The organism is Salegentibacter sp. UBA1130, assembly GCF_002311535.1.
Classification (GTDB): Bacteria; Bacteroidota; Bacteroidia; order Flavobacteriales; family Flavobacteriaceae; genus Salegentibacter; species Salegentibacter agarivorans.
In genome coordinates, this window is sequence record NZ_DCAP01000012.1 from 1 (window position 1) to 10,917 (window position 10,917).

Here is a 10,917-nt window from a genome sequence, read left to right on the forward strand (position 1 = left end):
TTATCGCTAAAATGGTGATCGATAAAAAAGAATACAAGCCAGCGGCGAAGTAATCTTTTAGATTAACATTTTTGCGAAAATTCTACTTTTATCGCTAAAATGATGATCGATAAAAAAGAATACAAACCAGCTGCGAAATAGCATTGAAAATAATTAAAATATTGGTTGTGGGTTCTTAGATTTAAATTATCTTTGCAGCCTATTTCTAAAGAAAGGGGGTGATGACACTATGTTAATAATACCAGTAAAAGACGGAGAAAATATTGATAGAGCGCTGAAGCGTTTTAAGAGAAAATTCGATAAAACCGGAACAATGCGCCAGCTGAGAAGCCGCCAGCATTTCACGAAACCTTCTGTTGCGAAGAGAGCTCAGGTTCAAAAAGCCGAGTACATTCAACATTTGAGAGATCAGGAAGATATCTAGTAAAAAGATATAATCGAATTTTTCCGAAGCTATTCGGAAAAACAAATATAACTGTTGATAGATTAAAGTTTGCTAACTTTGTCTATCAACAGTTTTTTTATGCCCTTTTCCCAGTTTTTAGATTACCTGCAGTTGGAGAAAAAATACTCTCCCAATACACTAACCGCCTATAAAACCGATTTAGAATCTTTTTCAGAATTTATTTTATTCGAGTTTGAAGAAAAAGATCTTAGTAAAGTTCATTATTCCCAAATTAGAAACTGGATTGTTTCATTGGTAGATCAGGGTGTATCCAATAGAAGTATAAACCGGAAGATTTCTTCTTTAAAAGCTTACTACCGCTTTCTTCAAAAAACCGGCGATATAGAATTTTCTCCCCTCGCAAAACATAAAGCTTTAAAAACTGCTTCTAAAATTCAGGTTCCATTTTCTGAAGCTGAAATAAGCCAGGTTTTGGAACAAATTGATATTTCAGATTTTGAAGGTTTGCGAGACCGTTTAATTGTAGAGCTTTTTTATACTACGGGAATGAGGCGTATTGAGCTCATTGAAATTAAACTTCAGGATGTAGATTTGAGTGGAAAGTACGTTAAAGTGCTTGGTAAAAGACAGAAGGAAAGAATTATACCATTATTGCCTGGCGTGATTTCTAATTTAGAAAATTATATAAGTAAACGATCAGATTTGGTGAAAGGGCAGGAGCCATCCTATTTATTTGTAACTCAAAAAGGTATAAAATTATACGAAAGCCTTGTGTATAGAATTATTAATAATTATTTTAGTAAGGTGTCTGGCAAAATAAAAAGGAGTCCGCATATTCTGCGGCACTCATTTGCTACACATTTATTGAACCAGGGCGCCAACCTAAACGCAGTAAAAGAATTACTTGGGCATTCCAGTCTTGCTGCCACGCAGGTATATACCCACAATAGTATTTCAGAACTTAGTAAAGTTCATCAAATGGCGCATCCCAGGAACAAAAAGACCAATTAAAATAATGTTTAATTAAATTCTACCGAAGATGAAAGTAAATGTGCAATCTGTTAACTTCAACGCCGATCAAAAATTAATTGATTTCATCCAACGCAAATTGGATAGGCTTGAAAATTATTACGATAAAATTATCTATGCTGATGTCTTTTTAAAAGTTCAGAATACAAGTGGAAAGGATAATAAGATTACCGAGGTTTTATTAAGTATCCCCGGCGGAGATATTATGGTAAAAAAAACCTGTAAGAAATTTGAAGAATGCGTAGATGAATGTGCTTCATCACTACAAAGACAGTTAATTAAACGCAAGGAAAAATTAAGTGCTCACGTTTAAATATTTTTTTTGCAGAATTGTTTTGTGAAAGGAATAATTTGTATACATTTGCAGTCCGTTAGAAATAGCGGACTTTTTTATGCTGAAAAAGTAGCGTAAAGGCCGATGTAGCTCAGCTGGCTAGAGCAGCTGATTTGTAATCAGCAGGTCGTGGGTTCGAGTCCCTCCATCGGCTCTTGAAATTTTGAAATAAAGTATTTTTAGTTTAATCTCCTGGAGATTAAATGAGTAAGAAAAATATCGAAAAATTTTAAAAAATGCTTTGGACGGTGCTGTAAAATTATGTTTATTTGCAGCCGTTAAAAACAAACCGTCATAAAGCTTAGCTGGCAAGCCGGCTACGGTTCTATGAAATAGTGGAAAAATAAATTTGGGGAGATACTCAAGCGGCCAACGAGGGCAGACTGTAAATCTGCTGTCTTTCGACTTCGCAGGTTCGAATCCTGCTCTCCCCACAAGAATTGTTTAAAGTTCCAGATTCAGGGATGTGAAAATCCGGGAACTTTAAATTTATAAGCCCTGAATCGATAATGCGGGAGTAGCTCAGTTGGTAGAGCGTCAGCCTTCCAAGCTGAATGTCGCCGGTTCGAACCCGGTCTCCCGCTCTTAATTAGAAAGCAGGAAAGTATATCCTTGTTTTCTAAATTTATTTTTCCGGTTTAAGTAAAGTTAAACATCCGTAAACCAGTATTGGTTTATGGTTATTCTTGTTTGAACCGGTGAACCTTGAAAGTGGAGACTTTCGGCTTGCCGACGTAGCTCAGGGGTAGAGCGTTTCCTTGGTAAGGAAGAGGTCACGAGTTCAATTCTCGTCGTTGGCTCTAGATTGTATTAAATTGAACACTAATATATAACTAAGATTAAATAAGTATTAATTATGGCAAAGGAAACTTATGATCGTTCCAAACCGCACCTTAACATAGGTACAATTGGACACGTAGATCACGGAAAAACGACTTTAACAGCAGCGATTACTAAAGTAATGGCTGATGCTGGATATTCAGAAGCTAGTGCTTTTGATCAAATTGATAATGCTCCTGAAGAAAAAGAAAGAGGTATTACAATTAACTCTTCTCACGTAGAGTATCAAACTGCTAACCGTCACTACGCACACGTTGACTGTCCTGGTCACGCCGATTATGTAAAGAACATGGTTACTGGTGCTGCTCAAATGGACGGTGCAATTCTTGTAGTTGCTGCAACTGATGGGCCTATGCCACAAACTCGTGAGCACATCCTTCTAGGACGCCAGGTTGGTATTCCAAGAATCGTTGTATTCTTAAATAAAGTTGACCTTGTTGATGATGAGGAGCTTTTAGAATTAGTAGAAATGGAAGTTAGAGATCTTCTTTCTTTCTATGAGTATGATGGTGATAACGGTCCTGTAATTTCAGGTTCTGCACTTGGAGCTCTTGAAGGTGATGAGAAGTGGTCTAAAACCGTTCTTGATTTAATGGAAGCTGTAGATAGCTGGATTGAATTACCAGAGCGTGATGTAGATAAGCCTTTCTTGATGCCTATTGAAGATGTATTCTCTATTACAGGTCGTGGTACTGTTGCAACTGGTCGTATTGAGACTGGTGTTGCAAACACTGGAGATCCTGTAGAGATTATTGGTATGGGAGCTGAAAAACTTACTTCTACTATTACTGGTGTTGAGATGTTCCGTAAGATCCTTGATAGAGGTGAAGCTGGAGATAACGTTGGTATCTTATTAAGAGGTATTGAAAAGTCTCAGATCTCAAGAGGTATGGTAATTACTAAGCCTGGATCTGTAACTCCTCACGCTAAGTTTAAAGCAGAGGTTTATATCCTTAAAAAAGAAGAAGGTGGACGTCACACTCCATTCCACAACAACTACCGTCCTCAGTTCTACGTACGTACAACTGATGTAACAGGAACAATTAACCTTCCTGATGGAGTTGAAATGGTAATGCCTGGTGATAACCTTACGATTACTGTAGAGCTTATCCAGACTATTGCAATGAATGTTGGTCTACGTTTCGCTATCCGTGAAGGTGGTAGAACTGTAGGTGCTGGACAGGTTACTGAAATTTTAGACTAATTACAGTTTAAATATAAAAAGGTTTCCCGCTCGGGCGGGAAACCTTCATTTATATTATATTTACGGGTTTAGCTCAGTTGGTAGAGCACTGGTCTCCAAAACCAGGTGTCGGGAGTTCGAGCCTCTCAACCCGTGCAAATACCTTAAGAATCACATGGCAGGAATTGGCAATTATATATCAGAATCTTATAACGAATTAAAAAACCACGTTACCTGGACAAGCTGGCCCGAAGCACAGAGGCTAACCATCCTTGTAGCCGTTTTTTCTATTATTTTTTCACTGGCTATTTGGGGTGTAGATACCGTATTTAGTTCGGCTATCGAAGAATATTTCAAATGGATTAAATCTTAAAGATAGTAGGATGGCAGAAGGAAAGGAAAAAAAGTGGTATGTAGTTCGTGCCGTTAGCGGTCAGGAAAACAAGGTTAAAGACTATATTGAGAAAGAGGTTAACCATCTTGGGATGGAAGATTATCTGGATCAGGTTTTAGTTCCTACCGAAAAAGTTATCCAAATTAGAAATGGTAAGAAAGTAAACAAAGAACGTGTTTATTTTCCTGGGTATGTAATGATTCAGGCTAGTCTTGAAGGTGAAATGCCTCACGTGATTAAAAATATTAATGGCGTTATTGGATTTTTAGGCGAAACAAAAGGAGGAGATCCTGTTCCGCTTAGAAAATCTGAAGTTAATAGAATGCTTGGTAAAGTAGATGAACTTTCAGTAAAAACCGATAACGTAGCAATACCTTTTACTATTGGAGAAACCATAAAAGTTATAGACGGACCGTTTAATGGCTTTAATGGTACAGTAGAAAAGATAAATGAAGAAAAGCGTAAGCTTGAGGTAATGGTTAAGATTTTCGGAAGAAAAACACCATTGGAATTAAGCTATATGCAAGTAGAAAAAGTATAAAGATTTTAGTTACATATTTTTTGATGGTTTTTTAAAGCTTCCACTCTAACAAACTATCACCTTAAAAATTAAGAAAATGGCAAAAGAAGTAAGTAAAGTTGTAAAACTACAAGTTCGCGGAGGTGCTGCTAACCCATCACCACCAGTTGGACCTGCTTTGGGTGCTGCCGGGGTAAATATCATGGAATTCTGTAAGCAATTCAATGGTAGAACCCAGGATAAACAAGGTAAAGTATTGCCGGTTGCGATTACGGTTTATTCAGATAAGTCTTTTGACTTTGTGATTAAAACTCCTCCAGCTGCAGTACAATTGTTGGAAGCATCTAAGAACAAAAAAGGTTCAGGAGAACCAAACAGAAAGAAAATAGCAAGTGTTTCTTGGGATCAGGTTAGAACTATTGCAGAAGATAAGATGCAGGATTTAAATGCCTTCACCGTAGAATCTGCAATGAAAATGGTTGCTGGAACAGCTCGTTCAATGGGAATAACTGTAAAAGGTGATGCACCGTTTTAATCCAAAAAGAAATTAAAAATGGCAAAATTAACTAAAAAGCAAAAGGAAGCCCAATCTAAGATCGAGAGCAATAAAGCTTACTCGGTGGCAGAAGCTTCAGCTTTAATTAAAGAAGTTGCTAACGAAAACTTCGATGCATCTGTGGATTTAGCGGTTCGTTTGAATGTAGATCCAAGAAAAGCCAACCAAATGGTAAGAGGTGTTGTAACCCTTCCACACGGTACAGGTAAAGATGTAAAAGTACTTGCGTTAGTTACTCCAGATAAGGAAGAAGAGGCTAAAGAAGCCGGAGCCGATTATGTTGGTCTTGATGAATATCTTGACAAAATAAAAGGTGGATGGACAGATGTTGATGTAATTATCACTATGCCTAGCGTAATGGGTAAATTAGGACCTTTGGGACGAGTACTTGGACCAAGAGGATTAATGCCTAACCCAAAAACAGGAACAGTAACTATGGATGTTGCCAAAGCAGTATCTGATGTTAAAGCTGGTAAAATTGACTTTAAAGTTGATAAAACTGGTATTGTTCACGCTGGAATTGGAAAAGCATCTTTTGAAGCTGAAAAAATTGCTGGAAACGCGAGAGAATTATTAACTACTTTAGTGAAGTTGAAACCTCAGGCATCTAAGGGTGTGTATATTAAGAGTATACACATGTCTTCTACAATGAGCCCGAGCGTTCAGGTTGATACTAAAAGGTTCACTGAGCAATAATAGTATAGATTATGACAAGAGAAGAAAAATCAATAGTAATTGAAGATTTAACTGCCCAGTTAACAGATAATTCTGTGGTTTATTTAGCAGATATATCTGGCCTTGATGCCGGAACAACTTCAAACTTGCGTAGAGCTTGTTTTAAAGCTAACGTAAAGCTGGCTGTAGTTAAAAATACGTTGCTTGCTAAAGCGATGGAAGCTTCAGATAAAGAATTTGGAGACCTTCCTTCAGTATTAAAAGGCAACACTTCCATAATGTTTTCTGAAACCGGTAATGCGCCGGCCAAAGTAATTAAAGAATTCAGAAAGAAAAACGAAAAACCACTTCTTAAAGGAGCTTTTGTTGAAGAAGCTGTTTATGTAGGAGACGAATACCTTGATGCACTTGTAAATATCAAGTCTAAAGAAGAGGTTATTGGAGATATCGTTGGACTATTACAATCACCTGCTAAGAATGTTATTTCAGCACTTAAGTCTGGTGGCGGTAAAATCTCTGGAATCCTTAAGACACTTTCAGAAAAGGAAGGATAAATTAGTACGCACTTTTTAACAAATATAAATTAAAGAACTTTTTAAAAACGATAGAAAATGGCAGATTTAAAAGAATTCGCAGAACAATTGGTTAACTTAACCGTAAAAGAAGTAAACGAGTTAGCTGATATTTTAAAAGAAGAATATGGTATAGAGCCTGCAGCTGCTGCAGTAGCTGTTGCTGGTGGCGGTGCTGCTGGTGGTGGTGAAGAAGCTGAAGAGCAGTCTGAATTTGACGTAATTCTTAAGGCTCCAGGTGGATCTAAACTAGCAGTTGTTAAACTTGTAAAAGAACTTACAGGTCTTGGTCTTAAAGATGCTAAAGCATTAGTAGATGGCGCACCAGCTCCAGTTAAAGAAGGAGTAGCTAAAGACGAAGCAGAAGCACTTAAAGCACAGCTAGAAGAAGCAGGAGCTGAGGTTGAGCTTAAATAAGCTTGCCAGCAGCAATATTATTTAGGTTTAGACCTCAGGAATTCGTTCCTGAAGGTCTAAACCCTTTTGCGTATATAGGGGATTAACTCCTTGCGCGCCCGTTTTTTTATAAATTATAATCCGTCCATTGATGTTAGCAAAGCAAACTGAAAGAGTGAGTTTCTCTTCTGTAAAGAACAGACCTGATTACCCGGACTTCCTGGATATCCAGATCAAGTCTTTTCAGGATTTCTTTCAATTAGAAACCAAATCAGAAGAGCGGGGAAATGAAGGTCTCTATAATACCTTCCTGGAAAACTTCCCAATTACGGACACCCGTAACCAATTTGTACTAGAATTTTTAGATTATTTTGTGGACCCGCCAAGATATTCCATTCAGGAGTGTATAGAGCGTGGTTTAACATATAGTGTGCCTCTTAAAGCAAGATTAAAACTATATTGTACCGACCCTGAACACGAAGATTTTGAAACCATCGTACAGGACGTTTACTTAGGAACTATACCTTATATGACTCCAAGTGGTACTTTTTGTATCAACGGGGCAGAACGTGTGGTAGTTTCTCAGCTTCACCGTTCACCAGGAGTTTTCTTTGGACAATCGTTCCACGCAAATGGAACAAAACTTTATTCTGCCCGTGTAATTCCTTTTAAAGGTTCATGGATAGAATTTGCTACCGATATTAATAGCGTTATGTACGCATATATCGATAGAAAGAAAAAATTACCTGTTACCACACTTTTCCGTGCCATAGGTTTTGAGCGCGATAAAGATATTTTAGAAATATTTGACCTTGCAGAAGAGGTGAAAGTTTCAAAAACAGGACTTAAAAAAGTATTAGGTCGTAAACTTGCGGCCCGTGTATTGAATACCTGGTATGAAGATTTTGTAGATGAAGATACAGGAGAGGTAGTTTCAATAGAACGTAATGAGATCGTTTTAGATCGTGATACAGAACTTGAAAAAGAGCATATAGAAGAAATTCTTGAAACCGGAAGTAAAACTATTCTTCTTCATAAAGAAGATAATTCTACCGGAGATTATGCTATTATTCATAATACATTACAAAAAGACCCTACCAACTCTGAAAAAGAAGCGGTAGAACATATTTATCGTCAATTACGTAATGCAGAACCGCCAGATGAGGAAACTGCTCGTGGTATTATCGATAAATTATTCTTCTCAGATCAGCGTTACAGCCTTGGAGAAGTTGGTCGATATAGAATGAACAAAAAATTAGGTCTTGATGTTGCTATGGATAAGCAAGTGCTTACCAAAGAAGACATTATTACCATAATTAAATACTTAATCGAGCTTATTAATTCTAAAGCTGAGATTGATGATATTGACCACTTATCTAACCGTCGTGTTAGAACTGTAGGTGAGCAATTATCTCAACAGTTTGGAGTTGGTCTTGCTCGTATGGCACGTACCATTCGTGAAAGAATGAACGTTCGTGACAACGAGGTGTTTACCCCAATAGATTTGATTAATGCGAAGACATTATCTTCTGTGATTAACTCTTTCTTTGGTACCAACCAGTTGTCTCAGTTTATGGATCAAACCAACCCGCTTGCCGAAATTACGCACAAGCGTAGACTTTCAGCATTAGGGCCAGGTGGTTTATCTAGAGAAAGAGCAGGGTTTGAGGTACGTGATGTTCACTATACTCACTACGGAAGACTTTGCCCAATTGAAACTCCTGAAGGGCCAAACATTGGACTTATTTCTTCACTTTCAGTTTATGCTAAAGTGAACGGAATGGGCTTCATTGAAACGCCATACCGTAAAGTTGAAAATGGAAAATTAGATTTTTCAGAAGAACCTATTTATTTAAGTGCAGAAGAGGAAGAGGACAAGAAAATTGCCCAGGCTAACATTCCACTTAAAGAAGATGGAACTATAGATTCTGAAAGAGTAATTGCTCGTATGGAAGGTGACTTCCCGGTAGTAGACCCAAAAGAGGTTCATTATACCGATGTTGCACCAAACCAGATTTCATCTATTTCGGCTTCGTTAATTCCGTTCCTAGAACATGATGATGCGAACCGTGCGTTGATGGGATCTAACATGATGCGCCAGGCATTACCATTATTGCAAGCCGATTCTCCAATTGTTGGAACCGGATTGGAACGCCAGGTAGCTACAGATTCTCGTGTATTGATTAATGCTGAAGGAGAAGGTGAAGTAGAATATGTAGACGCTAAGAAAATTATTATAAAGTACGATAGAACTGAAGAAGAACGTATGGTAAGCTTTGATAGCGATTCAAAGTCTTATGATCTTATTAAGTTCCGTAAAACCAACCAGGGTTCTTCTATTAACCTCAAGCCAATCGTTAGGGTAGGAGATAGAGTAACTAAAGGTCAGGTTTTATGTCAGGGTTACGCTACAGAAGCCGGGGAACTTGCTTTAGGTAGAAATATGAAGGTTGCCTTTATGCCCTGGAAAGGTTACAACTTTGAGGATGCGATTGTAATTTCAGAAAAAGTGGTTAGAGAAGATATCTTTACTTCTATCCATATTGATGAATACTCACTCGAAGTTCGTGATACAAAATTAGGTAACGAAGAATTAACCAACGATATTCCTAACGTTTCAGAAGAGGCTACTAAAGACCTTGATGAACACGGAATGATTAGAATTGGTGCAGAGGTTAAACCTGGCGATATTCTTATTGGTAAGATTACTCCAAAAGGAGAAAGCGATCCAACACCAGAAGAAAAATTACTTCGTGCTATCTTTGGAGACAAGGCCGGTGATGTAAAAGATGCATCGCTTAAAGCTTCTCCTTCTTTAAATGGTGTGGTAATAGAGAAGAAACTCTTTGCCCGTGCTATTAAAGATAAACGTAAAAGAGCTCAGGATAAAGAAGATGTTGCCGCGCTTGAGAAAAAGTACGACGCTAAATTCGCCAATTTAAAAGCTGAACTTGTAGATAAGTTATTCGCTATTATAGGCGGAAAAACTGCTCAGGGAGTTCAAAATGATCTTGGAGAAGAGGTAATGCCAAAAGGTAAGAAGTATACGTTGAAAATGCTTAATGCAGTAGACGATTATACTCACTTAACTCACGGTACCTGGACTACAGATGATCACTTAAACACTTTGGTAGCAGATCTTATTCATAACTATAAGATTAAGGAAAACGATCTTCAGGGTAACTTGAGAAGAGAGAAGTTTACCATCTCTGTTGGAGATGAACTTCCTTCTGGTATCCTTAAACTTGCTAAGGTTTACATCGCTAAAAAGCGTAAACTAAAAGTAGGTGATAAAATGGCGGGACGTCACGGTAACAAAGGTATTGTTGCAAGAATAGTTCGCCAGGAAGATATGCCATTCCTTGATGATGGTACACCGGTTGATATTGTGTTGAACCCACTTGGGGTACCTTCACGTATGAACATTGGTCAGATCTACGAAACTGTACTTGGATGGGCAGGACAAAAGCTTGGTAATAAATATGCAACTCCAATTTTTGATGGAGCTACCATAGACCAGATTAATGAGCTTACTGATGAAGCTGGAATTCCAAGATACGGGCATACCTATCTTTATGACGGTGGAACAGGAGATCGTTTTGACCAACCTGCAACAGTAGGGGTAATCTATATGTTGAAATTAGGACATATGATTGAAGATAAGATGCACGCCAGATCTATTGGACCATACTCGCTTATTACTCAGCAACCACTTGGTGGTAAAGCACAATTTGGTGGTCAGCGTTTTGGTGAGATGGAGGTTTGGGCACTTGAGGCTTATGGAGCATCAAGCACCCTGCGTGAAATCTTAACAGTGAAGTCAGATGATGTGATAGGAAGGGCTAAAACTTACGAGTCTATCGTAAAAGGAGAGCCTATGCCAGAACCCGGCCTGCCGGAATCTTTCAACGTACTTATGCACGAATTGAAAGGTCTTGGTTTGGATATTAAATTAGAAGAATAAAATACTGTTTTAAAGGGGCGTTACGGCGCCCCAAAAACAGATTTTTCA

General features: G+C 38.0%; 11 protein-coding genes and 5 tRNA genes. All 16 read left to right on the forward strand.

What is annotated here, in order from left to right; all coding sequences use genetic code 11:
- Nucleotides 1-229 precede the first annotated feature (229 nt).
- Nucleotides 230-424: a 30S ribosomal protein S21 gene (gene rpsU, locus B4F31_RS03965; protein ID WP_037316435.1), complete on the forward strand. Its 195-nt coding sequence runs from the start codon at nucleotides 230-232 to the stop codon at nucleotides 422-424.
- Between the two features lie 99 nt (nucleotides 425-523).
- Entirely contained in the window at nucleotides 524-1,417 is an 894-nt protein-coding gene (locus B4F31_RS03970) for a tyrosine-type recombinase/integrase (RefSeq protein WP_286760681.1), read from the forward strand.
- 28 nt (nucleotides 1,418-1,445) lie between these two features.
- The gene (gene hpf, locus B4F31_RS03975) at nucleotides 1,446-1,748 is read left to right on the forward strand and encodes a ribosome hibernation-promoting factor, HPF/YfiA family (protein ID WP_075325995.1); all 303 of its coding nucleotides are present in this window, start codon (nucleotides 1,446-1,448) and stop codon (nucleotides 1,746-1,748) included.
- A 101-nt stretch (nucleotides 1,749-1,849) separates the two neighbouring features.
- Nucleotides 1,850-1,923: transfer RNA gene (locus B4F31_RS03980), tRNA-Thr, on the forward strand.
- Between the two features lie 197 nt (nucleotides 1,924-2,120).
- Nucleotides 2,121-2,203, forward strand: a tRNA-Tyr gene (locus B4F31_RS03985).
- A 77-nt stretch (nucleotides 2,204-2,280) separates the two neighbouring features.
- Nucleotides 2,281-2,353: transfer RNA gene (locus tag B4F31_RS03990), tRNA-Gly, on the forward strand.
- Nucleotides 2,354-2,497: 144 nt separating this feature from the next.
- Nucleotides 2,498-2,569: transfer RNA gene (locus B4F31_RS03995), tRNA-Thr, on the forward strand.
- A 56-nt stretch (nucleotides 2,570-2,625) separates the two neighbouring features.
- Nucleotides 2,626-3,813 (forward strand): elongation factor Tu, encoded by a 1,188-nt coding sequence (gene tuf / locus B4F31_RS04000; RefSeq protein ID WP_075325996.1) that lies wholly within the window; start codon nucleotides 2,626-2,628, stop codon nucleotides 3,811-3,813.
- Nucleotides 3,814-3,875: 62 nt separating this feature from the next.
- Nucleotides 3,876-3,948 (forward strand) — tRNA-Trp (locus B4F31_RS04005).
- 19 nt (nucleotides 3,949-3,967) lie between these two features.
- Entirely contained in the window at nucleotides 3,968-4,165 is a 198-nt protein-coding gene (gene secE / locus B4F31_RS04010) for a preprotein translocase subunit SecE (protein WP_075325997.1), read from the forward strand.
- A 10-nt stretch (nucleotides 4,166-4,175) separates the two neighbouring features.
- Nucleotides 4,176-4,727, forward strand: coding sequence for a transcription termination/antitermination protein NusG (gene nusG, locus B4F31_RS04015; RefSeq protein ID WP_075325998.1), 552 nt, complete (start codon nucleotides 4,176-4,178; stop codon nucleotides 4,725-4,727).
- 76 nt (nucleotides 4,728-4,803) lie between these two features.
- A complete protein-coding gene (gene rplK / locus B4F31_RS04020) occupies nucleotides 4,804-5,241 on the forward strand; it encodes a 50S ribosomal protein L11 (RefSeq protein ID WP_057482053.1) in 438 nt (145 codons plus the stop codon).
- 18 nt (nucleotides 5,242-5,259) lie between these two features.
- Nucleotides 5,260-5,958, forward strand: a complete 699-nt coding sequence (gene rplA / locus B4F31_RS04025) for a 50S ribosomal protein L1 (RefSeq protein ID WP_075325999.1) — start codon at nucleotides 5,260-5,262, stop codon at nucleotides 5,956-5,958.
- Nucleotides 5,959-5,969: 11 nt separating this feature from the next.
- Nucleotides 5,970-6,491: a 50S ribosomal protein L10 gene (gene rplJ / locus B4F31_RS04030; protein WP_075326000.1), complete on the forward strand. Its 522-nt coding sequence runs from the start codon at nucleotides 5,970-5,972 to the stop codon at nucleotides 6,489-6,491.
- Between the two features lie 57 nt (nucleotides 6,492-6,548).
- Entirely contained in the window at nucleotides 6,549-6,926 is a 378-nt protein-coding gene (rplL, locus tag B4F31_RS04035; RefSeq protein ID WP_075326001.1) for a 50S ribosomal protein L7/L12, read from the forward strand.
- A gap of 130 nt (nucleotides 6,927-7,056) precedes the next feature.
- Nucleotides 7,057-10,869, forward strand: coding sequence for a DNA-directed RNA polymerase subunit beta (gene rpoB, locus B4F31_RS04040; RefSeq protein ID WP_075326002.1), 3,813 nt, complete (start codon nucleotides 7,057-7,059; stop codon nucleotides 10,867-10,869).
- Nucleotides 10,870-10,917: the final 48 nt, after the last annotated feature.

Coding starts and splice junctions, on each gene's coding strand:
- nusG (WP_075325998.1), top strand. CDS start 4,176: ATGGCAGAAGGAAAGGAAAAAAAGTGGTATGTAGTTCGTGCCGTTAGC.
- hpf (WP_075325995.1), top strand. CDS start 1,446: ATGAAAGTAAATGTGCAATCTGTTAACTTCAACGCCGATCAAAAATTA.
- rpsU (WP_037316435.1), top strand. CDS start 230: ATGTTAATAATACCAGTAAAAGACGGAGAAAATATTGATAGAGCGCTG.
- rpoB (WP_075326002.1), top strand. CDS start 7,057: ATGTTAGCAAAGCAAACTGAAAGAGTGAGTTTCTCTTCTGTAAAGAAC.
- rplK (WP_057482053.1), top strand. CDS start 4,804: ATGGCAAAAGAAGTAAGTAAAGTTGTAAAACTACAAGTTCGCGGAGGT.
- rplJ (WP_075326000.1), top strand. CDS start 5,970: ATGACAAGAGAAGAAAAATCAATAGTAATTGAAGATTTAACTGCCCAG.
- secE (WP_075325997.1), top strand. CDS start 3,968: ATGGCAGGAATTGGCAATTATATATCAGAATCTTATAACGAATTAAAA.
- B4F31_RS03970 (WP_286760681.1), top strand. CDS start 524: ATGCCCTTTTCCCAGTTTTTAGATTACCTGCAGTTGGAGAAAAAATAC.
- rplL (WP_075326001.1), top strand. CDS start 6,549: ATGGCAGATTTAAAAGAATTCGCAGAACAATTGGTTAACTTAACCGTA.
- rplA (WP_075325999.1), top strand. CDS start 5,260: ATGGCAAAATTAACTAAAAAGCAAAAGGAAGCCCAATCTAAGATCGAG.
- tuf (WP_075325996.1), top strand. CDS start 2,626: ATGGCAAAGGAAACTTATGATCGTTCCAAACCGCACCTTAACATAGGT.